The following is a 26,451-nucleotide window of genomic DNA, read 5'->3' on the forward strand; positions in this document are numbered from 1 at the left end:
AACAAGTTTGTAGATAGGGAGTCTTGCCAAGTGTTGAAACGTTTAACGATTACGTTACTTTGCGCTGCAAGTTTATCGGGATGTGCGAGTTTTATTTCAGGTGGTACAGGGACTTCTCCTGTGGGAACCAACAGCGGAGAGCGTAGTCTAGGGCAGGTTTTTATTGACTCCTCGATTAAGCGTACTGCGAACATTAATTTGTATAAATTAGATCATCGTTTTAAACAATCTCGAATCAATATCGAAAGTTTTCATAGCAATGTGTTGCTGACAGGTCAGGTGCCTGATCCGTATTTAAAACAGTTGGCTGAAGATAATGTTCGTGCGATGAGTGATGTCAAAGCAGTCCATAACTACATTACAGTTGGCGACAAAGTTGGCTATAACACGATTATGCAAGATGCAACAGTGACTGCGAATACACGTGGTTTGTTGATGAAAGCGCCCGTTGTTTCTGATAGTAAAGTGCTTGTTCATACTGAAAATGGCGTGCTTTATGTGATGGGTCGTCTAAATACTGCTGAAATAAGAGATTTAGATGATGTCTTACAAAAAGTTGGTAATGTGAGTAAAATTGTTACACTGATTGATAACATTGATCAGTCTTCTGGAACTATGGCGAGTTCGACAGCTGCAACACCTATGGTGGGAACTGCATCGACACAACCTTTAGTTGAGACTCCAGTTGCGATTGATCCTGATCAGGCTGAACCTGCGACTATTACTCCGACCACACCTTAATTTATGAAGCAACTTATTCAACAAGTACAAGAAAATGTTATACGGGCGAAAAATTTCTATCAGGAATTTCGCCTGTATGATTTAGCAAGTTATTCAATCAATTATCTGACACCCAAAGATACTTATGAAAAGGAAGAGCATCTTGCATATGGATTAAAAGCAAGAAATCGTCTTGATCTTTATCGTACTAAGAACCCGAAGAAGCAAAGACCACTGATTATTTTTGTACATGGTGGTTCATGGCAACATGGCAATAAAAGAGACTATTTGTTTATTGGGGAGTCATTCGCTCGCGAAGGCTTTGATGTTGCCGTCATTAATTATCAACTTGCACCAGAAAATATTTTTCCTGCATTCATTGATGATTTATCCCAAGCGATACATTATTTAAATCAAAATCAGAAAAAGCTTAATATTTCGACTGAGAATATTATCTTGATGGGGCATTCGGCAGGTGCGTTTAATGTCATGTCTGTTGTTTACTCAGCACAATCTCAACAGTTTAAATACACAGAGAATATTAAGGCAATAGTTGGTTTAGCTGGGCCTTATCACTTTGACTATAAAGATGATCCATTGTCTGAACATGCATTTGATCAACACATTCCTTATCAGCAAGTGATGCCATATTATTTTGTAAATCCAAATAAGATTAAGCATTATTTATTGATGGCTGAAAACGATCAACTAGTGGGGAATCACAATAGTTTTGATCTTGATAAAGCATTAAGAGAAAAGGGCAACCATAGTCACGTTATGGTGATTCCAAAAACAGGACATATTACTATTGTTGCAACCCTAGCGAGCTTTGTAAGTCATTACTTTAAAACGAAGCGCACTATTTTGCATTTTTTAGAAGAAGCATTAGAAGATTAAATTAAAAAAAGCATCTTATTTAAGATGCTTTTTTACTTTCTACCATTTGCGTAATCATGGCATGTGCGATACTGCCTTTGAATGGAATTTCTGGAAGTTGATCGAATTTAAAAAATTGTGCATCGCTAATTTCTTCAAGTTGCAATTCAATATCTCCAGATTCATATTCAGCATGAAAGGCGATCATTAAATTGCTTGGAAAAGGCCAAGGTTGGCTTGATAGATAGCGAACATTTTTGAGTTTTAATCCAACCTCTTCGAATGCTTCGCGTTGTACAGCTTCTTCTAAAGTTTCACCTACTTCTACAAATCCAGCAATTAAGCCGTACATATTGCTTTTGTTGTGTGCAGACTTAGCCAGCAAGATTTCATCATCGCCTTTGGTAATGATCGTAATAATACAAGGCTGTACACGTGGATATTGATGATATGCACAAGCAGGGCAGATCATGGCATATTCACGCGGGTGGATTTCAGTAGCATGACCACAATGGCTACAGAATTTATGATTGCGACGCCATTCAAGCAATTGAATTGCTCGGCTCGCTTGTAAAAACTCTGTATTTGACCATGTTTGAATCAGTTCGCGGATGGGTACGAGTTGATACCCATCAGGAATGATTTCATCTTCTAGCAAATCACGAGCGATCACTTGATCGCTATGATGTATGGGAAGGTCACTTGCTATTTTTTCGACTTGTGGTAGTTGAAATTTTTCGTCTACTAACAGTTTTTGATGTTGAAAAATATAAGCAAGTGATAGTTGAGTCATTATGCCGCTACGCTTTGTAATTGTTGACTGTTTGATAATGCCACATCAAACATAGATTGCAATACTGGTTGCTTGTTCTTCAAGTTATCAACGAGTAAATCTAAGCCAGCAACAACATTTAGCATACAATTGATTTGCTCAGCATCGAATCCTTCATTTTGTGAAAGACGGTATTGAGCAAAATGTGCAGCACCTAATAATGCAGTCTGTTGGGCAGAACTACCTAAGAATAACGCAGCACCAGCCAATTGATTAAAATATTCTGGCAGTGCTTCTAAGCTATGCGCTGCTGGATCTTGAACGTATAAACTGAGTGTTTGGGTTAATGTTTCAATCAACGTCTTCGTTTCAGTTAATAGTGCTTTATGTGCTTCATCTAGTCGATCTAGAGAAATCTGCATATTATTTACACGTAGCTGTAAACGGCTAGAGGTGTAGTTGCGCTCTAAAATACCAATAGAGTTCATTGAAGCCAGAATACTATTCATCAATTGTTGAACAGAGGTTGCATCAGTAAGCGTATTTGGCTGACTTAACTTTTCTGCTTGTTGAGTCAATTCATTCGCTGCTTCATTCAGGTTGAGCACTTTGAACACATTTGAAAGCTGTTTGAGCTTTTCTTGTAATTCCTGTGTTTTCTCGGCTGACATGTTTTGGTGATTGTATTCAATTTCATTACGAATTTGAGCCATTTCATTGGTCATTAGCTGGCTAATTGTATGAATAGTTTCGTAATCAGGACCATATAGATGGCGACTCAAAACTTGTAGTTGCGTATCGCTCAATAGTTCATCGCCGATATTCAATTGTTCACGAATATGTTGTGATAAATCATCTTCTTGGCTGATACAAATACTTAGAATGTCTGCAAGATCAACAAGGTTACTTTGGAATGCCGTAGGCTGAGCCAAGAATTGACCAATATTAGTTTCAATTTTAATTAAAGTGCGCAGACGTGCTTCAGTAATTAATAAATCTTCAATATGACCTAGACCAACGCTGACAAGTTGCCAATATTGTTGGCTAGGTAAATCAGCCGCCAGACCTGCCATGTACACTGCAACCAGTTTAATACCTTGTAAATCTAAAGGTGATTCAGCTTGTTTGATCAACTTGTTCAAACATAGTTTATAGAGTTGGTGAATGTATTGTGATTGCTCAAGGCTTGGAGCTTGAGGCAGATTGAAGTTCGGTGTGATGCAGTCCAGTAATGGTTGGATGCTTTGACCTTCTTGTGTAATTGGTTTGCCTAAAGCTTTTTCTAAGCGGTTCAGCGTATCGAGTAAGAATTGTGGAACTTTAACTTCACGAAGACAAATAAACTCAATGTAACGCTTTAACATTGTTGTGCCTTCACTTAAAGCAACAACATCACCAGTATTGATTTGCTCTGGTTGAGCCATGATTTTTCTCATGAGCTCAGCTGAGTATTGGGTAATTTGCGAGAGATGTGGCATATCAATCAAGGCAAGAACTTGTGTACATTGCTCGAATTGATTGAGTGCATCATCAATACCAAAAGGGAGGGCTTGTTCTTCGGCAAGCGTATTAACTGCTGTCTCTACTAATTTAATCGAGTTGTCGATCTCATTTTTTATTATTAGTAATGCCGTGGGGTCGAAGTGAATCGAGGTTTGGTAAGACATGTGACCTACACCTTTCCTGAGTTGTTATATCCATGAGCCTCCTAATTAGAGGAGGCTTAAATCTTTAATAGTTAATATAACGTAAGTTTTAAAACTTGAGATACAAAAAAACACATGGATTGGGAAATTTATTTTGCAAAAAAGCAAGGCTTTCCATGTTTTTCTTCGAATTGTTTGACCCACGTCTCATGTTGGTTGATTTCATCGTCATTCGGATAAATCACTGGTAAATCGACTTCGATTCTTTGGCGTGAGGTTTTGTTTTGACCTTCCTCTGATTCAGACAGTGCGTCCATATCAAAAGAAACCTGCCCACCTGTCATTGCAAGGTAAACATCTGCCAAAATTTCAGCATCGAGTAACGCACCGTGAAAAGTACGATCTCGTGCAGGAATTTCATAACGACGCACCAGCGCATCTAATGAGTTTTTCTGTCCGGGGTGTTTGTTTTTTGCAAGGGCTAGGGTATCAGTAACGTCACATACATCTGAAAGTAAAGGCAGACCTACACGTTTAAACTCCATGTCTAAGAAGTTCATATCGAAGGTTGCATTGTGTGCAATGATTTCAGCGCCTTTTAAATATGCGAAAAGTGTATCTGCGATTTCAGCATATTTGGGTTTATCAACTAGAAATTCATCTGTAATACCGTGGACATCGACAGAATCGCCAACAGGTTTTTCTGGGTTGATATAGATATGGATCGAGCTACCTGTTAGTTTGCGATTGATCATTTCAATCGCGCCAACTTCAATGATTCGATCACTATCTTGATAATAAAAACCTGTCGTTTCGGTATCTAGAATTAGTTGGCGAGGACCCTGCAGATTAAGTTTTGCTTCGGTTATCACTACATGAGGATGTGAGTTGCTCACTGGTATTGCATTTTCAGTAATTACGTCTGAGACATCATCACTGGATTCTTCAGCAATAATTTCCTCTGGCTCTTCCTCGATTTCTTCAGACTCAGTTCCTATATCCAGACCAAAAGGATCATTAAGTAACCAGTCTGATTCAGGCTTTTTTGTATCAGCGTTAGCCTGTGTTGTCATTTTCATTTGTTGAGCCGTTTGTTCAGCACCTTGATTTGCCAGTTGGTCAGCCATTTCATTGCCCGCATGACCAGCGTGACCTTTTATCCAATTCCATTCAATATTTCGATTGGCACAAACTGCATCTAGTTTTTGCCATAAGTCTGGGTTTTTAACATCTTTCCAGTTTTTCTTTTTCCAGCCATGAATCCATTCAGTAATCCCTTGTTTCACATAGTTGGAGTCAGTCCAAATAATTAGATGAGCATCTGCTGGACAAAATGAAACACCCTCGATTGCCGCAGTGAGTTCCATCCGATTATTGGTTGTCTCAGGTTCACCACCACAAATTTTATGTTCACCTTGTTCGGTAATGATATACGCACCCCAACCACCTAATCCGGGATTGCCTTTACATGCGCCATCAACATAAAGTGTGATTGTTTGAGACATAAATGAACCTAAAAAATGAATTTGAACTGTGTTACAAGAATAAGGGCGATCGAATAAAAGCAAAGTTTTATTTGAGTGTACTCATTTAAAAGTGTAGCACTCCCTTATGACAACTTGTATTGTAAAGCTAAATTCGGTTTCTGAGCGTTACAAAACTCATATTTTTAAATTTCTTGTAACATTTCCATGCAAATCACGTTAAATTATTGCCTTGTCTAAGTGACATGCTTTACTACAATGGCAAATCGAAGAAATAAACTAGCGTGAGTTGACTGGAAGTTTTTATGTATAAATCGACCACATTGGTGTGGCAAGCATCGGCTACATCATTTTTTAAAATTACTGTACTTACTTCTGCTTTAGCTGCGCTAGGAATTACGACGGGCTGTTCATCGACGCCACAATCATCAAAGACCTCATCTTCAAAGCAAATGGGTTCTGGATTCTTAGATGCAAACAGTTTAGATTCGCTTGAAGATTTACTCTCTGCAACAGATATGCGTGCTGTAGAGGGAGATCGTTTATTAGTTCTTAAACATGGTGATGTGTGGAAACGTATGACCGTTGGATTCAAGATGGACTTGAATCATTGGGATTCTCGTATTGAAGCACAGCGTGGTTGGTTTATTTCTCGTCAACCGTATTTAGATCGTTTAAGTGCGCGTGCCAGTCGTTATTTATATCACACAGTAAAAGAAGCTGAACGCCGTGGTATGCCAACAGAGTTGGCATTGCTTCCAGTCATCGAAAGTTCTTATGACCCAGCGGCAACCAGCAGCGCTGCTGCAGCAGGTTTATGGCAGTTTATTCCAAGCACAGGTCGTATCTATGGTTTACAACAAACCAGTTTGTATGATGGTCGCCGTGATGTTGTAGAGTCAACTCGTGCCGCTTATGAATTCTTAGGTAGTCTATATAATCAATTTGGTTCGTGGGAGCTTGCACTTGCAGCATACAATGCAGGTCCGGGTCGTATCCAACAAGCGATTAACCGCAACAAAGCAGCAGGTCTGCCAACAGATTATTGGTCACTACGCTTACCACAAGAAACCATGAACTACGTGCCTCGCTTCTTGGCTGTAGCGCAAATTATCAAAAATCCAAGTGCTTATGGGGTAGCCTTACCGCCAATTGCGAATAGACCACACTTTCGTGAAATTAATCTGTCTGCGCCTTTATCGCTTAACCAAATTGCTTCTATAACAGGTTTGAGCCGTGCAGAGTTGTATGCATTGAACCCTGCTTATCGTGGTGAGATGGTTGATCCAACAAGCCCAATGCGTATCTTGATTCCAGCGGATTTAAGTCCATCAATTGACGCTAAGTTGCGTTCAGGAAAAGCTAGCTCTGGTAGTTTCTTAGCCAGCAACAATAACCCGCCAGCGATGAACAATAATGTCAGTACATCGACAACCATTCGAACAACGACAAGCTCTAGTTCAGGTCAAACAATTACGCCATCAACCAAGACTCCACCTAATTTAACAGCGAGTACATCTCGACCAACGACAACGACAACGACGTCAAATAGCCGAATTACAACACCAAAAGGTTCGGATGCCTTAGCTTCATTTGCAGCGGCGGCTAATGTACCAAGTGCACCGCGGATTCCTGTTGCGATTACTCCTGCGCCAAATGTACAACCTGTAAAGGTTGAACCACCGATTTCGAGTAAAGAGCGTGAGCAGATTATTGCAGCCGTAAAAGAAGAGGGTAAAAAGGAAACTGTTGCTCAAGTTTTAGAACCACAAGCAACTCAAGCTGAGAAAGACCAAGTTGTTGCTGAAATTAAAGCGATTGCGCCGAAAGGAACTGAAATTGTTGATCCATTTGATGGCAAAATTAAGTTAACAGCGATTCAAACAAGCCAATCTGTTGCTGATGAAAAAGGTCAAGAAGTTACCAAAGGCTTCGCTTATCCTAAGAACTTAGTAGAAGATACTACTACAGCAAACAGTGATGACGCTAAGCGAAATCAAGGCAAACCGTATATTAAAACGGATACCGATGTCGTTGTCGTTGCGCCGAAGGGTAAACGTTCAACGTATGTTGTTCTTCCAGGCGATACCTTAGCCGTTATTGCACAAAAAAATGGTGTGAACTGGCGTGACATTGCAAAGTGGAACCAAATTGATCCAACAGGCACTTTATTTGTTGGAACCAGCTTGTATCTTTACGATGCAAAACCTCAACCAGAGGCTGCTAAGGTTGCTGAAAAACCAGAGAGCTATGTGGTGCAGTCTGGTGATAGTTTGACTTCGTTAGCATCCCGTTTTGATTTAAGCCTAAAACAGCTAGCAGACTACAACAACCTCTCTGTTACAGATGGCTTATTTGTAGGTCAAAAGCTTACTTTGAAAGAGCCTAAAGGTAGTTCGCAACAATCTACACGCAATACTGACAATAAAGTGACGAATAAAGTTGCAACTAAAACGTATACGGTGAAGCGTGGAGAATACTTAAAACTAATTGCAGATCGATATGCATTGTCTAATCAAGAACTGGCTGATCTCACCCCTAATCTAAGTGCGACAAGCAGCCTATTAGTCGGGCAAAAAATTAATGTGCCTGTAAATGAAGTCAATCAAAGTGATGATGTTTCAGACACCAAAACCTCAGTAAAATATGACAACGTTACGGCTTCTACCAGCTATAAAACAGAGAGCTATACGGTACAACGTGGTGATACATTAACAAGTATTGCGGCACAGTCAAAAATTACTTTAGATGAGTTAGCAGATTTAAATAATATCAAGGTGAACAGTGGTTTGCGCTTTGGACAAAGCTTGAAAATCCCTGCAACAGTAAAAACACCTGAAACTTACGTCGTTCAATCAGGTGATAGCCTGATCGCGATTGCAAATAAATACGACCTACAGTTAAGTGATTTGGCCGATCTGAATGGTTTAGAACGAAATTCTGGTGTTCGTATTGGACAGCGTTTGAAATTGACAGGTGATGCGCCAGCAAAAACAGCATCAAATAGTAAATCAAATCAGAAAGAAGAAAGTGCCCCAGATATTTATACCGTAAAGTCTGGTGATACCTTGAGCAACATTGCAAGCCGTTATTATTTACAGTTGGATTATGTTGCTGCTTTAAATGGTTTATCTCGTAACAGTAGCATCCGTGTTGGGCAAAAGCTTAAGTTGTCAGGTGACGTACCAAGCAATGAGTCTGCCAAAGCTGATGATACGAGAAGTGTGTCGAAAACGGCTTTAAGCAAAAACACTGAGAAATACACAGTTAAGTCTGGTGAATCGCTCAATAGTATTGCGAGTCGTTTAGGTATGTCTGGTCGTGAGCTAGCAGATCTAAATGGTGTACGTCCAAACACGGGCTTACAACTGGGTCAAAGTATTGTGATTCCAAAATTAGTAACTGAATACAAAGTTAAGCGTGGTGACACCTTGATTGGTTTGGCAAGTAAATTTGGTTTAGATACGAGTGCACTTGCTGAATTGAATGACTTTAAACCAAGTACTCAGTTACGAATTGGTGATGTGATTAAAGTACCAAACTTATAATTGATCTATGATTCGATCTATTCTTTATAAAAAGCTTAGTCTATTTTATGGACTAAGCTTTTTTACTCAGATTGTGTGTGCAGCTGTACAAACAACACCATATCTCGCCATGCATGTGCAGCCCAAGTATGCAAAGCTACAGGTCATGCCATATGCCAATCCACAAGCACCTAAAGGTGGGGTATTGAGTCAGTCGAGCCTTGGTACTTTTGATAACTTGAATAGTATGAATGGCAAAGGCAGCTCGACAGAAGGGGTAAATTATCTATTTGATACTTTGATGGATCGCTCTTTGGATGAGCCGAGGGTAATGTATCCATTACTCGCAGAAAAAGTGAGTTATGACCCTGATCATTTGAAATATATTATTTTCTATTTGAATCCCAAGGCACGCTTTAATAATGGTCAACCACTCACGGCTGAAGACGTAAAATTTACATTTGATACTTATCAAACCAAGGCAAATCTCGGTTTGCAAATGTATTTGTCTGATTTGGCGACAACAAAAGTATTATCTAAGCATCAAGTCAAATTTATTTTTAAGTCCGACAACAATGTTGAAATGCCATTGATTGTGGCGAGCTTGCCGATCTATTCAAAACAAGATTGGATCAACAGAGATTTTAGTCGCGTGACTTTGCAGCCAATTGTGGGTTCAGGGCCTTATGTGATTGATCGAATTGATGCAGGACGAAGTATTAGTTATAAACGCAGTCCGCATTATTGGGCAAAAGATTTGGCTGTAAATAAAGGTCGCTATAATTTTGATCGACTCAAATATGTGTATTATCGAAATTTAGATGTCAGCTTTGAGGGTTTTAAGTCTCGACAATTTACCTTATACGAAGAGAAAAATATCCGTAATTGGATGACCGCTTATCATTTTCCTGCGGTGCAATCTGGTTCAATTAAAAAGTATAAAGCCCATCTTCATACGCCTTTAGATATTCAAAGTTTAGTCTTTAATACCAGACGTGCCCCCCTAAACGACATCCATTTACGTCAGGCATTAACTTATGCCTACGACTTTGAATGGCAAAACAAGGCACTATTTTTCAATCAAAATCGTCGCTTACAAAGCTATTTTGATAATACGGATTTAGCCGCAAAAGGTCGACCAAGTGCTGCTGAGTTGAGTGTGTTAAAGCCTTATATGGACCAACTCAATCCAATCATGCGGCAAGGTGTAGTACAGGATTGGCATTATCCTGTGTCTGATGCTAGTGGTTTTAATCGTCGAAACTTATTGACTGCACAAAAGCTTTTAAAAGATGCGGGCTATCAAATTCGAAAGAATAGGTTATATGATCGTCAAGGTAAGCTGGTTCAGATCGAGTTGTTGATGCAGCAAGAAAATCAGCCAAGAGAGTTGATGCCATTTGTTCGTAATTTGAATCGACTTGGTATCCAAGTCAATCTAAGACAGGTAGATGTACCGCAATATATGGAGCGGATTCGTCGACATGATTTTGATATGATGGTGTTTAATATGCCTCAAACGCTTACGCCAGGTAAGGAGCAAGCACAGTTTTGGGGAAGCGTCGCGGCAGATGAAGCCAATAACTATAATTATTCAGGGATTAAAAATCCTGTGATTGATCGCATGATCGAGAAAATTGTTGCTGCAAAAAGTCGTGAAGAAGTGGTTTTATATACGCGTGTGCTCGATCGTTTATTACGTGCCGGTTACTACCAAATTTTAACTTATGGCAAGCCTGAGCGTTGGTTTGCTTATTGGAATATTTACCAGCAGCCTGTGATTAAGCCGAAGCTATCTGTGGGGTGGGAATATTGGTGGATTAACGCTGAGAAAGCCAAGAAATTGAATCAGTCCGTTCAAAAGCATTGATTAGAATGATTATGAACAGTGTTCTAAAATTTTGATCAAATAACGTATTAAGGGATTCTCTTTAATGATGAACTATATTCTGAAAAGAATGTTATTGATGATCCCAACATTATTTTTCATTTTGTTGATCAACTTTATGATTGTTCAGGTTGCACCTGGTGGACCTGTCGAGCAAGCCATTCAGCAAATCCAAAATGTACAAGTTCTAGGCACAGTGGGAAATAATAGTTCTCATTTAAGTGATTTAGCGCAGTATCAAGGTGCGCGTGGACTCAGTCCTGAAATGCTTGAGAAAATTAAAGTGCAGTATGGATTTGATCGACCTGCACATGAACGTTTTTGGTTAATGCTTAAAGGTTATTTGAGTTTTGATTTTGGAACGAGCTTTTTTAAAGATAAGCCTGTGACGCAACTGCTCTATGAAAAACTCCCAGTTACGCTGTCTTTAGGACTATGGAGTACTTTTTTAATTTATTTGATTGCAATTCCACTTGGAATTAAAAAAGCCAAAAATAATGGTTTTCTGTTTGATCAATCGACGTCGTTGTTACTCGCAGTAAGTTATGCCATACCATCTTTTGTCTTTGCGATTTTACTGATTGTTTTCTTCGCAGGTGGGAGCTATTTACAGTGGTTTCCGTTACAAGGATTGGTTTCCGAAAATTTTGCTCAACTCAGTTTCTTTGCCAAAATTAAAGATTATTTATGGCATATGTGTTTGCCAATCTTAAGCATGGTTTTGGGAAGCTTTGCTGCGCGTGCTTATTTAATGAAGTATTCATTTGTTGAAGAATTAAAAAAACCTTATGTCCTGACTGCGCGATCAAAAGGCTTGAATGAACATCAAGTATTGTATGGGCATGTTTTCCGAAATGCGATTTTAATTGTGGTTGCAGCTTTGCCCGAAACTTTAGTGGGACTTTTCTTTGTCGGTAATCTGTTTATTGAAATCATTTTTAATTTAGATGGGATTGGTTTACTTGGTTTTGAGGCAATTACCCAACGGGATTATCCTGTGGTTTTTGGAACGTTGTTTATCTTTACCTTGTTTGGACTCATTTTAAGATTAATTGGAGATTTACTCTATCAATTGATTGATCCTCGGATTGATTTTGAGTCAAGAGGTGGAAAGTGATGTCACCATTGATGCGCGGACGACTACAACGTTTTAAACAGAACAAACTTGGTTTTGGCTGTTTTATTGTATTTATCGTGATTTTTGTCCTGTCACTTACCGCTGAGCTGATTGCAAATGACAAGCCATTACTGGTGCGCTATCAACAATCTTTTTATTTTCCAATTATTCAAGATTTTCCTGAAACGACCTTTGGTGGTGAGTTTGAAACAACGACAGACTATCAAGATCCTGTGGTTAAACAGCTTATCCAAGCGCAGGGGTGGATGATTTCTCCTCCAGTTGCATTTGCCTATCAGACACCAAATTTATCATTGGCAGTGCCTGTTCCATCACCGCCGACGGCACAAAATTGGTTGGGCACGGATGATCAAGGTCGTGATGTCTTTGCACGTATTTTGTATGGTTTACGAGTTTCTCTTTTATTTGGTTTGGCATTAACCTTGTGTTCTGCGGTATTCGGAATTATTGCAGGGGCAATTCAAGGTTATTACGGTGGTTGGATTGATTTGATCGGTCAACGTATTTTGGAGGTTTGGGGCGGTTTACCCATGCTTTTCATTGTGATGATTCTGGTCAGCTTCTTTAGTCCAAGTGTGTATTGGTTATTTGTGATTATGCTGCTGTTTGGCTGGACTGAGTTGGTTGGATTGGTTCGTGCTGAGTTTTTACGCGCACGCCATTTGGATTATGTGCGTGCTGCACAAGCTGTAGGTTTACGTGATTATCAAATTATTTTTAAACATATCTTACCGAATGCTGTAAGTTCCAGTTTATCGCAAATTCCTTTTATGTTGACGGCTAATATTGTGGCTTTGACTGCATTGGATTTTTTGGGTTATGGCTTACCACTAGATGCAGCGTCATTGGGTGAATTATTATTACAAGGCAAAAATAATTTAGATGCGCCGTGGTTGGTGCTATCAGGATTTTTTAGCTTAGCACTGGTACTTTCTTTATTAATTTATATTGGGGAGGCTGCACGTGATGCATTTGACCCAAGACAATAATCAGGCTGTATTGAAAGTAGAAAAACTCAGTATTTGTAATGAGCTAGGACAGCCACTCGTAAGCGATCTTAGCTTTGACCTGTTTCCTGCAGAGACACTTGCGCTTGTCGGTGAAAGTGGTTCAGGTAAATCCGTAAGCATGTTGGCTTTGTTGGGGTTATTACCTCAAACATTGAGCATCAGCGGTTCAGTGCAACTTGAGGGCGCTGATTTATATCAATTGAATAGCATGCAATTACAGCAGATACGTGGCAAAAAAATTGCGATGATTTTTCAAGAGCCGATGACAGCACTGAATCCATTACATCAAGTTGAAAAAATTGTGGGTGAAAGCTTGATCTTAGCGGGTCAATCTAAAGCTGAAGCTCGACAAAAAGTACTGTGTTTATTGCAAGATGTTGGGATAGAAAACGCAGAACAAATTTTAAAACGTTATCCACATGAGCTGTCAGGTGGGCAACGCCAGCGTGTGATGATTGCGATGGCATTAGCATTAGCACCTGATATTTTAATTGCTGATGAGCCGACAACTGCTTTGGATGTGATGTTGCAAGCTCAAATTCTTGATCTGTTAAAGCAAATCCAACAGCAACGTCAAATGTGCATGATTTTGATTAGCCATGATCTAAATTTGGTGAAACGATATGCCGATCATGTTCTGGTCTTAAATCAAGGTCATACAGCAGAGCAGGACACAGTTGAAGAAATTTTTACCCATCCTAAAACCGCGTATACCCGTCATTTACTGGATCATGATTTTGGTCAAGCTTTTAGTTTAGATGCAACTAAAATGTTATTGGCTTTAAACCATGTCTCAGTAAAGTACCCAATCAAACGTGGCTTGTTTAACCAAATTAAAAGTTTTCAGCTCGCTGTGGATTCTATCAACTTAGACCTTATGCAAGGAGAAGCACTCGGAATCGTAGGGGAAAGTGGATCAGGAAAATCGTCTTTGGCTTTAGCGATTGCACGATTAATCAAAAGTGAAGGTGAAATCCATTTTGAGAAGATTCAACTCAATCAATTAAACCAAAATCAATTACGTTCTATCCGAACTGACTTACAAATTGTATTTCAGGATCCTATGAGTAGTTTGAACCCAAGGATGAATGTTGAGCAGCTTATTGCGGAAGGATTAAATTTGCGTGCGATTGAGAAATCGCAGATCGCGTTAGAAATTGAACAAGTTTTAGAAAAAGTAGAATTGTCTGTTGAGGATAAACATAAATATCCACATGAACTTTCTGGTGGGCAACGACAGCGCGTTGCATTGGCTCGAGCTTTGGTTTTACAGCCTAAACTCATCATTTTAGATGAACCCACATCAGCACTTGATCGGTCGACGCAAAGGGCTATGATTCAACTGCTACGTCGGTTACAGCAACAAGATATAATTAGCTATTTGTTCATCAGTCATGACTTACAAGTCATTAAAGCGCTTTGTCAAAAAATAATGGTAATGCAGCATGGCAAAGTATTGGAATATCAAGACACCGTACGATTATTCTCATCTCCTCAAACTGAATATACGCGTCAGCTGATTTCTGCGAGCGAATATTAGCATTGTAATTAAATTGACATATGTTATTGTCAGTTTATCGGAAGATATCTTGACACCAACAATAATCAGATTAAATTAGAGTAAATACTCTAATTGTAGCAGAGGATGACCATGAGTCAGATTGCAGACAGTATCCAAATTCGCAATACCACATTTAAAAATCGCATTATCAAAGGGGCAATGAGTGAGGCGCTCGCCAATCACGAAGGGCAGCCAAATGAGTTGCATATTGGTTTGTATGAGGCTTGGGCGAAAGGTGGTTTAGGTTGTGCGATCACAGGCAATGTCATGGTGAATATTGCTGCTAAAAATGAACCGGGTGTGGTGGCGATTGAAACCGAACGTGATTTAGCTAAATTGCAACAATGGGCCGCAGTTGGTAAGAAATACGGTATGGTGCAACTTATTCAGTTGTCTCATCCAGGACGTCAATGTCCGAAAGGGTTAAACAAAGAAACAGTTGCACCATCTGCTGTCCCTTTTAGTCCAATGCTTGCAACCATGTTTGGCACACCGCGTGAACTAACACATGATGAAATCCTCGATATTATCCAACGTTTTGCAACAGCCGCAGCCGTTTGTGAAAAGGCAGGCTTTGAAGGTGTGCAGTTACATGGTGCACATGGCTACTTGATCAGCCAATTTTTGTCGCCATTGACCAATAAGCGTACTGATCAATGGGGTGGTTCAATTGAAAACCGTACGCGTTTCTTATTGGAAATTTATAAAGCAGTTCGTGCTGCGACCTCAGAAAACTTCATCATTTCAGTAAAATTAAACTCTGCTGATTTCCAACGTGGTGGAATCACTGAAGATGATGTGATTACCGTGTTTAAAAGCATTGATGAGGCGGGGATTGATATTATCGAAATCTCTGGTGGTACTTATGAAGCACCTGCAATGGCTGGAGCAAAGGCCGAGTCACGCAAGGCGAGTACGATTGCACGAGAAGCGTATTTCCTTGAGTTCGCTGAAAAGATTCGTCAGCATGTATCATGCAAATTGATGGTGACAGGTGGCTTCCGTACTGTTGCTGGTATGAATGCCGCGCTTGAAAGCGGTGCATGTGATTTCATTGGTATTGCTCGTCCACTTGCTGTGGAAACGGATTTAACTGATCGTTTAATTGCAGGCAATGACGTACGTTATGCAGTGAACCAGATTAAAACAGGAATTCCTTTTGTTGATAAAATGGCAATCATGGAAATCATTTGGTATGCGGCACAATTTAAGGCGATTGGTCAGGGTAAGAAACCAAATCCAAAATTATCACCTCTAATTGTGTTCTTAAATTATGCGAAAGGAAATATTAAAGCGGTTGTCAAAGGGCGTGTTAATTCTCGAAAGTCAGCATAATATTTTAAGGACGCTTCGGCGTCCTTTTTATTTCTAATAAAAATAAAAAATCACTCATACCCTATAGAATATGTTGCTGATAAAGTCGTTTGAGCTTAGAGTTTCAATAACTTCATTTACAATAATTTTTATAAGTAGGGGAAATAGATGACCATGATTATTATTTTGATTGCTGTTTTTGCAGTCATTTTATTCTTTTTAGCGAATGCGAATAAGGCTAAAGGTGGTAGAGGTGAGCGCAACCCAATCAAAGGTAAACGTATCATCACAATGAATGAACAACCAACTTTTTTAAGATTACGAGAAGCTTTGCCTGAGCATATTGTTTTAGCACAAGTTGCTTTTAGTGCATTTATGACAGCAAAAGGATATGCAACACGTAATTTATTTAATCGTAAAGTTGCTGATTTTGTTGTCTTAGATAAACAATTTAATGTAGTTGCGATTGTTGAACTCGATGATGCTTCACATAAAGATAAGGAAGAAAAAGATGCTGACCGAGATGCATTAATTGCTGAGGCTGGTTATCGTGTGATCCGTTATAAAAGAACGCCTGACCTAGAGCAAGTACAAAAAGATTTCGGAATTATTAAAGTTGCTGAACTCGTTGAAGAACCTTTAGCTGAACCAAAAACACATTTAGTATCAGATGCATTTATTATTGAAACAGATACCAATGAGCAAAAAATATCTTAAATTTTATTTTGATACTCACGATAAAAAAGCCACTGTCTGAAAGATGCAGTGGCTTTTTTGAATTTGGCGTCCCTACGGGGATTCGAACCCCGGTTACCGCCGTGAAAGGGCGATGTCCTAGGCCTCTAGACGATAGGGACTTCTTGAGGTGGGTGTATATTAGGGTTCTGTCACCAAAGTGTCAAGAAGGTGAGGAGACAGTTTGTTCAAAATATAGCAAAACAGTTCAGCTGTCTTCTGAGTATCATACAAAGCAGAGTGCGCTTCTTTACCGTCGAACTCAATACCAGCTTGAATACATGCGCGAGCTAAGACAGTTTGACCAAACATCACTGCACTCAGTGTCACTGTATCAAAGACTGAAAAGCTGTGAAATGGATTCTGATTTTTTGTACCAGAACGTGCAATCGCAGCTTGTAAGAAACCTAAGTCAAAGTGAGCATTGTGACCCACTAATACCGCATGCGTACAATGCTGGGCCTTACGAACTTCATTCAATGACTTAAATATACGGCGTAATGCTGTTCGCTCATCTTCAGCCATTGCGATTCGCATTGGGTTAGATGGATCGATACCAATAAAATCTAAAGAACGACGATCTAAATTTGCGCCTTCAAATGGATTGATATGTGCATGAAATGAAGGGCCTGGAACAAATTGTCCTTGTTCATCATAGACAATCGGAATACAAGCAATTTCGAGTAAAGCATCGGTTTGCGAATTGAAACCTGCTGTTTCAACATCGACAACAACAGGTAAAAATCCACGAAAACGCTGACCAATGACAGGAGCTTTGTTTTCTTCTTGGGTCACACTTTTCTCCATTGCAGTGTTTTACCTGCATGAAGTGGAATAATTTTTTGACCATCAAGATAGTCAAGCGATTCTGCTACTGTATTATCTTCTTTAACTAGAGTAATTGTAGACGTATTACGTGGTAAACCATAGAAGTCTGCACCAAACATGCTTGCAAAACCTTCTAAGCGTTCAATTTTACCCACTTGATCAAATGCTTGTGCATAAAGCTCAATTGCATTTGGTGCGCTATAACAGCCTGCACAACCACATGCATTTTCTTTGGCATTTTGCGAATGTGGCGCACTATCTGTACCCAAGAAGAATTTTGGATTACCACTTGTTGCAACTTCCAACAACGTTGTTTGATGCGTTTGACGTTTTAAAATTGGCAGGCAGTAGAAATGCGGTTTAACACCACCGACCAATAAATCATTACGATTGAAAAGTAAATGTTGCGGTGTGATTGTTGCAGCAACATTACGATCTTGTTCAAGAACAAAGTTAGCTGCATCACTGGTTGTAATATGTTCTAAAACAACTTTTAGTTTTGGAAATTGCTTTAACAGTGGAGATAAAATTTCATCAAGGAAGCGTTTTTCACGATCGAAAATATCGACATGATTATGAGTGACTTCACCATGCAAGAGTAATGGAACTTGATGTTCTTCTAATTGTTCGATGACGGCATATACTTTACGAATATCACTCACGCCATTATCCGAATTGGTTGTTGCGCCAGCAGGATAAAGTTTGATGGCATTAACAAATTCAGATTCTTTAATTTTACGAACTTCATCAGGTGAGGTGAAGTCAGTAAAGTAAAGTACCATGCGCGGATCGAAATGAAGACCTTCAGGTACGTGAGTTAGAATACGTTCACGGTAAGCTAAAGCTTCTTCTACCGTTTTTACAGGTGGAACTAGATTTGGCATACAGATTGCGCGTGCAAATTGTTTAGCTAAATCAGGTACAGTACGCTCTAAGGCTAAACCATCACGCAGGTGAGCGTGCCAATCATCTGGTTGTAAAAGGGTAATCGTGTTCAAGGTGCACTTCAAACTTAAAAATAATACAAATAATAATGCATAAAGTGTGAAAATGGTAACTACAATTACGGATAAGTGGTTAATCAAAGTGCACGACAAAATGACAAATTGTGTTATTTTTATGCGGCACAAGAATACAGCATTATAAGAAGAGTTAGAGGGATGGAAAATCAGTATGATCTTGAACAGTTAAGGCGGTCGAAAGAAGAGTTAGAGCAGCTTGTTTTTCAACATTTTAAAGGGAAGAAAACACAAAAGACTTTACCGTCTCAACTAGAAAATGAGTTCTGGCAATTTAATATTGATAGAACGCGGATTAATGCAATCCAATTTTTTGGTCAGGGTGTGATTACTTATACGATTTTTGTTCTCCTCATATTGCCTTCAAACTTTCTAGTTATCCGTTCTAGTCCCAATTTTATTGCCGATTTTGTTTATAGTATTTTGAGCCTACTCATAGTAGGCGGTGCATTATTTTTATTTTGGGTATTTGCTCGTTTTCGCAGGCTCAATAAACTATTTTATCCTGCTGTTTGTTGCATCGTATTTTCTACGATCGTTTTTCCATCGTTATTTATGATGAGTATCACCAATGTTGTCCTGCAAAATCAGGCAATGGTGATGATTGCCTTTTTATATATGTTGGGATTTATCCTAAGTGGCATTCGACCAACACATATGTTATGGCTAGGTTCAATTGCTGCGATTAGTATTTTAGTCTCTTTATATTTATTAGAAATACCATGCGATTTTTTAATGTTGGGGCGGACATTTATTGGCAGTTTACTTTTAGGTTTTTCTATTAGTGTGATGCTGACATCTAAAGAACGAAAGTTGTTTTTAAAAACCAAAATTTCAGAAATAGATGAAAGGATTTTGCGTTTACAGGCTTCTGAGTTACTTCATTTAAGCCAGCATGATGAATTAACCAAAGTGTCGAATCGACGTACTTTCGAAGAGATGTTTAGTTATTATTATGACTTGGCATGTCGTGAAACCAAGTCAATGTCTGTGCTTTTTATCGATATTGATTATTTTAAAAACTATAACGATTTCTATGGTCATCAGATGGGTGATCAAGTAATTTCAGCAATTGCGAAAACAATTAAAAGTTCCATTCGACATATGGACTTTATTGCACGCTATGGTGGAGAAGAGTTTGTTGTTTTATTACCCGAAACATCCGCACAAGGCGCTTATGCCGTTGCAACCAATATCTATAAAGCCATTGATCGGCTTATGATTCCACATGAAAAATCTTTAGTATCCAATCATGTGACTATTAGTCTAGGAATTACGGTATTTAATGGTAATTCCAAAATTAGCCAAGATGTGCTTATTCATACTGCCGACAAAGCGTTGTATCGCGCTAAACAATTGGGTCGGAATCAAATCTATTATCAACCCTTACCGATCGTGGAATAAAAAACCGAATATAAATTATATTCGGTTTTTATGTCGCTCGATTGTCAAAATCATTCTAAGAATTTAACTGTAACACCTGAACGGACTTTAGCACCTAAATCATTTGCATCCCAGTTGGTTAAACGGATACAACCATGTGATGCCGTCTTAGAAATTAAAGATGGGTTTGGTGTGCCATGAATACCAAATGATTTTTTACTTAAACCAATCCAGATATTGCCGACTGGAGCATTTGGACCTGGTGGTAATGAGAGGGGTTTAAGATTCTTGCCTTGTACAAAGTTAGAAGGTGAGTAGCTATACCAAGGGTTTTTAGCAACACCTGTTACTTTATAGGTTCCTGTTGGTGATGGTGTGTCTGTGCTGCCAATCGTTGCAGGAAATGAGGCAATCATTTGATTTTGGCTGTTGAACAAATAAAGCTGTCTAGCGCCTTTGTGTGCAACGATTAAGTGAATGTCTTCAGGTAAATCGTTGCGAACATTCGCAACAACGATTTTTTCACCCACTTTTTTAAAGTTCGCGCGAGGGTTAAGTTGTTTTAGGAAATTTTCATCCATATGGAATTTTTCGCCTAACATTTCTGTTACGCGAGTGTAATAAAGACCTTTCATTTTTGCTTGTAAAGCATAGTCAGAAGGAATTGAATCTGCATATGGCCCTTTTAGGTCATCTTCAGTAATGGTGTACTCAACATAAGCAGGTTTAGTCTGCTTTGCGACCAATGCATCCCATGTTTCTTTGGTTAATTCACCTGTTGGTGTAATGCCATTCATTTGTTGGAATGAAGCAATCGCTTTTAAGGTGTTTTTACCACTTGAACCATCAATCGCACCTGGTGAAGCGTGCGCATTATTTAGCATAACATGGGCGCGGGCATAGGCTGGATGCTTACCTCTTGGTAAACCTTCAGGCCATTCTGCATTATTAATCGCATCCATTTTCCATGACGTTGGAATTTCTGGTGGTAAAGCTGCTGCTGTAGTCTCTGGAGCTTTGTCTAGGTTCTGAGATACGACAGATGCAGTATTTACTTGTGGCTGTGAAGCTGGTTGAGCCACAACAGCAGAAGCTGGGCTTGTATTCATCACAGGTTGTGAAGCTGGTTGAGCTACAACACTTGATGCTGCACGATCAATTGCCAAAGGATCTATTGGATCTTGGACTGGTGCTGAGATTATTTTTGGATTTAAAGGTTGCTCAGTTGTTGGAGCAGCGAAAGCAACATTAGCAATAATACAACTTAAACTCATAGCGAGTAATGAGCGAACAAACATGTAATTCAACCTTAAGAATTATTCATATTGAGATATAAGATGTTGCAAGTATTACAGAAAATAAGCTGAGTTACAGTAGCTGTTTTGTGTCAAAGCGAAATTTTTAGCCCAAGGCAGATTTTTTGTATGGAATTATAATTTCTAGGCTAACTTTGCTATCATGCGCGCTACATGAAAGAATTTAGAGATTGGTAATGACAACGTTGAAAAATGATCGTTTTTTACGAGCTTTATTACGTGAACCTGTTGATACAACACCCGTGTGGATGATGCGTCAGGCAGGTCGTTACTTACCAGAATATCGTGAAACTCGTGCTCAAGCAGGTGATTTCCTTTCTTTGTGTAAAAATACTGATTTTGCTTGCGAAGTGACTTTACAGCCATTACGCCGTTATGAACTTGATGCCGCAATTCTTTTTTCAGATATTTTAACAGTTCCTGATGCTTTAGGTTTAGGTTTATATTTTGAAACAGGCGAAGGGCCAAAGTTTCATAAAACAGTCCGTACTGGACAAGATGTTGCAAATTTGCCTAAGTTAAATGCGAAGTCGGATCTAGCATATGTCATGAATGCAGTTTCGACCATTCGATCTGCTTTAAATGGCCAAGTACCTTTAATTGGTTTTTCTGGTAGCCCTTGGACACTTGCAACATATATGGTTGAAGGTGGTTCAAGTAAAGAGTTCCGTTTTACTAAGCATATGATGTATGCACAGCCAGAAGTATTGCATGCATTATTAGATCATCTTGCAGATTCCGTGATTGATTATCTGAATGCACAAATTGATGCTGGAGCACAAGCAATCCAAATTTTTGATAGCTGGGGTGGTGCATTAGCACATCGAGAATATGTTGAATTCTCACTCAATTATATGAAGAAAATTATTGCAGGTCTTCAACGTGAAAAAGATGGTCGTCGTATTCCAATTATTGTCTTTACCAAAGGTGGTGGACAATGGCTAGAAGCGATGGTGGGTACTGGCGCCGATGCTTTTGGGGTGGATTGGACCACGCCATTATATACAGCGAGAGATGTGATTGCTGGTCGCGCAGCATTACAAGGTAATCTCGATCCAGCAGTACTGTATGGTTCAGCAGCATCCATTGAAAAATCAGTAAAAGCAATGCTCGATGATGCCTATGCGAATGGTGAAAAAACAGGTTATGTTGCTAACTTAGGGCATGGTATTACGCAATGGGTTGATCCTGCTCAGCCGAAAATCTTTGTCGATACTGTTCATGAATATAGTGCGAAATATTTAGGTTGATTTTAAATCTCTAATCAATATCTGATGTTAGGATCAATCTTGTGCAGTTGATTGTTTTACCGCTACATTTTATCGCTAAGGCAGCTTCGGCTGCCTTATTTGGATTATTACTTTTAATTGCTTTTGCATTAACAGCACCGATGGGAAGCAATGAGTATTTTGGTTTCTTCCGTTATGATTATCTGCTTTTTTATGCTTTGATCATTCAAGCTTGTCTGATCTATTTGAAGTTCGAGTCATGGGCAGAAGCAAAAGTTATTGCTTTATTTCATATCATGGCGATGGGGATGGAGATTTTTCTCACACATCCAGCAATTGCTTCTTGGCAGTATCCGCAACCTGCTGTATTTAAATTACTTACAGTGCCACTTTTTGCTGGGTTTATGTATTCGGCTGTAGGTAGCTTTTTTGCGCGGTCTCTTAGATTATACCAAGTTGCATTTGAGAACTTACCAAGATTCAGCAATATGCTGTGTCTCGCTGTTTTATCTTATTTAAATTTCATGACTAAGTTTTTTATTCCAGATATTCGTATTGCATTATTTATCTGGAGTATCATCATTTTTTGGAAAACAAAACTACATTTTCAGCTTCAGCAGAAGCATTTTAAAATTCCAATGTTACCTGTTTTGTTATTGTTGGCTTTCTTGATTTGGATCGCAGAAAATATTAGTACATTTTATAAAATATGGTTGTATCCAAGCCAAGTTGATGCATGGCATATGGTGGGGTGGGGCAAGTTAGGTTCATGGTATTTATTATTACTATTAAGTCTGGTATTGGTACTTAAAATTCTAGGTAATCGCAATGAAAGTGGAAAGTGGCAGTTAAAATAAACTGTATTTTTAGATGAATATGATGATTACGAAGCTCGGTTTATAAATATTTCAACTTTATTTCAAAATCTATTTGCTAAAAAGGAATAACCTCGTTATTTTAATTCTTGTGTAAAAATATTGCACATTAAAATAGTGATAAAGAATAGTTAAAATAATTGATACTGGAGATCTTTCCTATGTTAAAAAAAATTGCATTGGCCGCTTTATTGGCAGCTGGTTCAACTGTAGCAATGGCAGATAATGATGTTGGTTGTGGTGTTGGTACACAAGTTTGGGCAGGTAAAAAAGGTGTTGCACCTAAAATTCTTGCTGCAACAACTAACGGTATTTTTACAAACCAATTATTAGGGATCACTTTTGGTACTTTAGGATGCCGTCAAGGTGGTACAGTGACTGCTCAAGTGGTGACATTTACCAATGAAAATGCGGAAGCTCTAGCGCGTGATATGGCTGTTGGTCAAGGTGAAAGCTTGAACGTTCTTGCTGAGCTTATGCAGATTAAAGCTCAAGATAAAGCACGTTTCTTCGCAGTTTCAAAAGCAAATTTTGCTGAAATTTACTCAAGCAAAAATCAAAATACACTTCAAGTTTTAGACTCTTTACAAAGCGTTATGGCAAAAGATGCTGTATTGAAAGCTTATGTCTAATCTTTGATACTTTGAAACCCTGTCATTTGGCAGGGTTTTCTTATATTCAATAGACTACTTTTATCTTCTTTACTGGATTTGGATCAGAGATAGGTGAGAGCAGAGGTCTGTTGTTCGTTTTATAATTCTTAAAAATGTTTGTTGCTGAATGAAATTTGTTACTTGTATTGTCGCTTCTATATTCTGTCAAGCTGCTTATGCTCTAGCTCCATCTGATATTCAAAACTATATAAATCTCGCTGAACAAAAAAAATTGGATCAAGACATGACTTGGCAACGATTGATGTATGCTGATCAATCACAAACAAGTGAGGTAAATTATGACGGCTATTTTTATGCGATTGATGGTAAAACCGATATAAAAAATGAGCTTCATGCAGATATTCAAGCTTTGTTTCAACAAACCGAAAATAATCATTCTATTCGTTGTAAATTTCCTGCACGTAGCCGCTGGTTGATCGAGCAGTTGCAAATCCCAACTCAACAACTTCCCAATGTGAACTGCGATGAGTTTGATACGTGGATTAATCAGATCAAGCCATATAAAGCGACCTTGATTTATGCAACTGACTTTATGGGCAATCCAAGTTCGATGTTTGGGCATACACTTTTGCGATTAGACCCCAAAGATCAGAAACAGCTTAATTTAGTTTCTTATGCTGTGAATTATGCTGCTACTGTAAATGGTCAAGATAATTGGTCATATGCTTGGAAAGGGCTAACTGGACAGTATCCTGGTGAATATTCTTTGATGCCTTATTATCGAAAGGTCAAGGAATATGGTGATTTTGAAAGTCGTGATTTGTGGGAGTATGAACTCAACTTAACTTCTGAGGAAACACGCTTCTTGGTGGAACATATTTGGGAAATGCAGCGTGTGAGTTTTCCTTATTATTTTGTCAGTGATAACTGTGCTTATCGATTGTTAGGACTGATTGATTTGGTTCGACCACAGCTAAATTTAAAAAAACAGTTTCATTATGCTGCGATTCCAATTGAGACCTTAAAAGCAGTTGATGATCAGAACTTAGTGAAAGATATCGTTTATCGTCCAGCACTTGAAACTCAATTGCTTTCACAGGCGAAGCAACATGGGACACATTTGGCTAAAGTTGCGCACAAAGTTGCTTTGCTACCATCAGATCAAATTCAAGCTGTTCTAAGTACTTATAACATTCAAGATCAAGCTAAAATTTTAGAGATGGCATACGATGACTTATATTTGCAATTTGTCAGTCGCGTTGTTGAAACAGAAATTGCTCAACCGCGATTACGACAATTATTAGCATTGCGTAGTCAAATAGAAGTTGATAAACAACGTCAAGCACCGACTCGCCCGAAAATACAACCTGTTGAAGGACATCATGCGCGTAATATCTCAGTCAATGTAGGGGAGTCACAAGGCAAGGCATTTGTTGAGTTAGGACATCGCCAAGCCTACCATGATTTGATTGATCCTCAAGGTGGCTATCGCTTAGGTACGCAGCTTTTATTTTTAGATGGAAGTGTTCAATATCGAGATGATCAGCTCAAACTTGAGCATTTGGATTTACTTTCTGTGAATTCTTATAATCCGATTCAACCCTTTAAATCACCAATCAGCTGGGGCTTTAATTTTGGCTGGAAGCAAGAAGCAGTCTATGATGGACAATTTAGTGAAGATCAGCAGCATGGTGTAATGAACTTAAACATGCAGGCGGGTTATAGTTTGGCAGATTATGATCGCCGTCATCTATGTTACGTCCAGTTACAGAGTCATGTGCAAGGTGGAAAAAACTTAGATAAAGGTTGGCGTATTGGCGCAGGGCCAACAGTAGGTTGTATGAATCGATGGACAGGTCGAATCAATAGTGTCTTACAAGTTGAATTGCCGTATTGGCAAGATCAAAATCAGTGGAATCTGAAACTGGGTTCTCAATTTCAATATAGTTTTGACTCAAATAATGCCATGCGATTGAGTTGGGACTTTGAGCAACAAGATCATAAGGAGTGGAATAAAGTCGGTTTAGGTTATATTCTTTTTTTCTAGATATTAGACTTCTCTTAGAGAGTTCATCGTTTCTAATGGACTGTGTTCATAAGGGGTAATAAAGAAGCCTAATCATGTTCTATTTAAATAAAAGAGAATATCAAGCCTCAACCACGACATAATATTTCTTTACAGCCTCAACGACTTCAAATGTACCGACAAAAGCAGGTGGAATGATACCCGCTTGACCTGCTGATATTTCAACAAAAGACTTGTTGTCAGTATCATGCAAGCGAACAATTCCTTCGATGACTTGGAAAAACTCTTGTTTGTTGTCAGCAAATACAATATTCCACGCACCCACTTCGCATTGCCAAATGCCACAACTCATATTGGGATGTTCATAGAGGCTGTGTGTCAAACGTTGCGGGTTGCCTTGTACGAGTCGATCAGGTCGAGGATAGTCTATCGCTGCATTCGTCTGCTCTAAACTAGATGGATCGAGTAATAATGCTGTAGCTGTCATATT

21 protein-coding genes and 1 tRNA gene are annotated in these 26,451 nt (G+C 38.9%); 14 read left to right on the forward strand and 8 right to left on the reverse strand.

Going from position 1 to position 26,451, the window contains the following annotated elements:
- Positions 1-30: 30 nt before the first annotated feature.
- Entirely contained in the window at positions 31-741 is a 711-nt protein-coding gene (locus B4237_RS06490; RefSeq protein WP_004880814.1) for a BON domain-containing protein, read from the forward strand.
- Between the two features lie 3 nt (positions 742-744).
- Positions 745-1,617 (forward strand): alpha/beta hydrolase, encoded by an 873-nt coding sequence (locus B4237_RS06495; protein ID WP_019384972.1) that lies wholly within the window; start codon positions 745-747, stop codon positions 1,615-1,617.
- A gap of 19 nt (positions 1,618-1,636) precedes the next feature.
- Here B4237_RS06495 and nudC read toward each other — a convergent pair whose 3' ends face one another.
- The 3 genes from nudC to dnaQ all read right to left on the reverse strand — a co-directional run bounded on the left by nudC (position 1,637) and on the right by dnaQ (position 5,519).
- Positions 1,637-2,389: an NAD(+) diphosphatase gene (gene nudC / locus B4237_RS06500; protein ID WP_019384971.1), complete on the reverse strand. Its 753-nt coding sequence runs from the start codon at positions 2,387-2,389 to the stop codon at positions 1,637-1,639.
- A complete protein-coding gene (locus B4237_RS06505; RefSeq protein WP_004880808.1) occupies positions 2,389-4,035 on the reverse strand; it encodes a hypothetical protein in 1,647 nt (548 codons plus the stop codon). The genes nudC and B4237_RS06505 overlap by 1 nt, the downstream gene beginning before the upstream one ends.
- Before the next feature lie 128 nt (positions 4,036-4,163).
- Positions 4,164-5,519 carry a DNA polymerase III subunit epsilon gene (dnaQ, locus tag B4237_RS06510; protein ID WP_278596199.1) on the reverse strand — a complete coding sequence of 452 codons (1,356 nt, stop codon included), beginning with the start codon at positions 5,517-5,519 and terminating at the stop codon, positions 4,164-4,166.
- Positions 5,520-5,803: 284 nt separating this feature from the next.
- Here dnaQ and B4237_RS06515 point away from each other — a divergent pair, with 284 nt between their 5' ends.
- The 7 genes from B4237_RS06515 to B4237_RS06545 all read left to right on the forward strand — a co-directional run bounded on the left by B4237_RS06515 (position 5,804) and on the right by B4237_RS06545 (position 16,653).
- On the forward strand, positions 5,804-9,046 hold the full coding sequence (locus B4237_RS06515) for a LysM peptidoglycan-binding domain-containing protein (RefSeq protein WP_278596200.1): 3,243 nt from the start codon (positions 5,804-5,806) through the stop codon (positions 9,044-9,046).
- Positions 9,047-9,053: 7 nt separating this feature from the next.
- On the forward strand, positions 9,054-10,895 hold the full coding sequence (locus B4237_RS06520; protein WP_278596201.1) for an extracellular solute-binding protein: 1,842 nt from the start codon (positions 9,054-9,056) through the stop codon (positions 10,893-10,895).
- 64 nt (positions 10,896-10,959) lie between these two features.
- Positions 10,960-12,030, forward strand: coding sequence for a microcin C ABC transporter permease YejB (locus B4237_RS06525; protein WP_278596202.1), 1,071 nt, complete (start codon positions 10,960-10,962; stop codon positions 12,028-12,030).
- A complete protein-coding gene (locus tag B4237_RS06530) occupies positions 12,030-13,040 on the forward strand; it encodes an ABC transporter permease (protein ID WP_278596203.1) in 1,011 nt (336 codons plus the stop codon). Before B4237_RS06525 ends, B4237_RS06530 begins: the two co-directional genes overlap by 1 nt.
- Positions 13,018-14,601: a dipeptide ABC transporter ATP-binding protein gene (locus B4237_RS06535; protein ID WP_278596206.1), complete on the forward strand. Its 1,584-nt coding sequence runs from the start codon at positions 13,018-13,020 to the stop codon at positions 14,599-14,601. The genes B4237_RS06530 and B4237_RS06535 overlap by 23 nt, the downstream gene beginning before the upstream one ends.
- A gap of 111 nt (positions 14,602-14,712) precedes the next feature.
- Positions 14,713-15,957 carry an NADH:flavin oxidoreductase/NADH oxidase family protein gene (locus B4237_RS06540; RefSeq protein WP_278596204.1) on the forward strand — a complete coding sequence of 415 codons (1,245 nt, stop codon included), beginning with the start codon at positions 14,713-14,715 and terminating at the stop codon, positions 15,955-15,957.
- Positions 15,958-16,104: 147 nt separating this feature from the next.
- Positions 16,105-16,653, forward strand: coding sequence for a DUF2726 domain-containing protein (locus B4237_RS06545; protein WP_278596205.1), 549 nt, complete (start codon positions 16,105-16,107; stop codon positions 16,651-16,653).
- Positions 16,654-16,717: 64 nt separating this feature from the next.
- Here B4237_RS06545 and B4237_RS06550 read toward each other — a convergent pair.
- The 3 genes from B4237_RS06550 to pyrC all read right to left on the reverse strand — a co-directional run bounded on the left by B4237_RS06550 (position 16,718) and on the right by pyrC (position 18,497).
- Positions 16,718-16,793, reverse strand: a tRNA-Glu gene (locus B4237_RS06550).
- 19 nt (positions 16,794-16,812) lie between these two features.
- Entirely contained in the window at positions 16,813-17,478 is a 666-nt protein-coding gene (gene rnt, locus B4237_RS06555; protein WP_026094137.1) for a ribonuclease T, read from the reverse strand.
- A complete protein-coding gene (gene pyrC, locus B4237_RS06560; RefSeq protein ID WP_019384961.1) occupies positions 17,463-18,497 on the reverse strand; it encodes a dihydroorotase in 1,035 nt (344 codons plus the stop codon). The genes rnt and pyrC overlap by 16 nt, the downstream gene beginning before the upstream one ends.
- 162 nt (positions 18,498-18,659) lie before the next feature.
- Between pyrC and B4237_RS06565 the strand changes: the two genes are divergently transcribed.
- Positions 18,660-19,922: a diguanylate cyclase gene (locus B4237_RS06565; protein ID WP_278595582.1), complete on the forward strand. Its 1,263-nt coding sequence runs from the start codon at positions 18,660-18,662 to the stop codon at positions 19,920-19,922.
- Between the two features lie 50 nt (positions 19,923-19,972).
- Here B4237_RS06565 and B4237_RS06570 read toward each other — a convergent pair whose 3' ends face one another.
- Positions 19,973-21,199 (reverse strand): L,D-transpeptidase family protein, encoded by a 1,227-nt coding sequence (locus B4237_RS06570; protein ID WP_004880784.1) that lies wholly within the window; start codon positions 21,197-21,199, stop codon positions 19,973-19,975.
- A gap of 194 nt (positions 21,200-21,393) precedes the next feature.
- On the opposite strand from B4237_RS06570, the gene hemE reads away from it, so the two are divergent.
- The 4 genes from hemE (at position 21,394) to B4237_RS06590 (ending at position 25,982) form a co-directional block, all read left to right on the forward strand.
- On the forward strand, positions 21,394-22,467 hold the full coding sequence (hemE, locus tag B4237_RS06575; protein ID WP_278595583.1) for a uroporphyrinogen decarboxylase: 1,074 nt from the start codon (positions 21,394-21,396) through the stop codon (positions 22,465-22,467).
- 41 nt (positions 22,468-22,508) lie between these two features.
- Positions 22,509-23,303 carry a DUF817 family protein gene (locus B4237_RS06580; protein ID WP_278595584.1) on the forward strand — a complete coding sequence of 265 codons (795 nt, stop codon included), beginning with the start codon at positions 22,509-22,511 and terminating at the stop codon, positions 23,301-23,303.
- A 179-nt stretch (positions 23,304-23,482) separates the two neighbouring features.
- Positions 23,483-23,953, forward strand: a complete 471-nt coding sequence (locus tag B4237_RS06585; RefSeq protein WP_007482736.1) for a DUF3015 family protein — start codon at positions 23,483-23,485, stop codon at positions 23,951-23,953.
- Between the two features lie 148 nt (positions 23,954-24,101).
- Positions 24,102-25,982 carry a DUF4105 domain-containing protein gene (locus B4237_RS06590; RefSeq protein WP_278595585.1) on the forward strand — a complete coding sequence of 627 codons (1,881 nt, stop codon included), beginning with the start codon at positions 24,102-24,104 and terminating at the stop codon, positions 25,980-25,982.
- Between the two features lie 100 nt (positions 25,983-26,082).
- Here B4237_RS06590 and B4237_RS06595 read toward each other — a convergent pair whose 3' ends face one another.
- Entirely contained in the window at positions 26,083-26,448 is a 366-nt protein-coding gene (locus tag B4237_RS06595) for a cupin domain-containing protein (protein WP_278595586.1), read from the reverse strand.
- Between the last annotated feature and the right edge of the window lie 3 nt (positions 26,449-26,451).

This window comes from Acinetobacter sp. UBA6526, assembly GCF_002434875.1.
Taxonomy (GTDB): Bacteria; Pseudomonadota; Gammaproteobacteria; order Pseudomonadales; family Moraxellaceae; genus Acinetobacter; species Acinetobacter venetianus.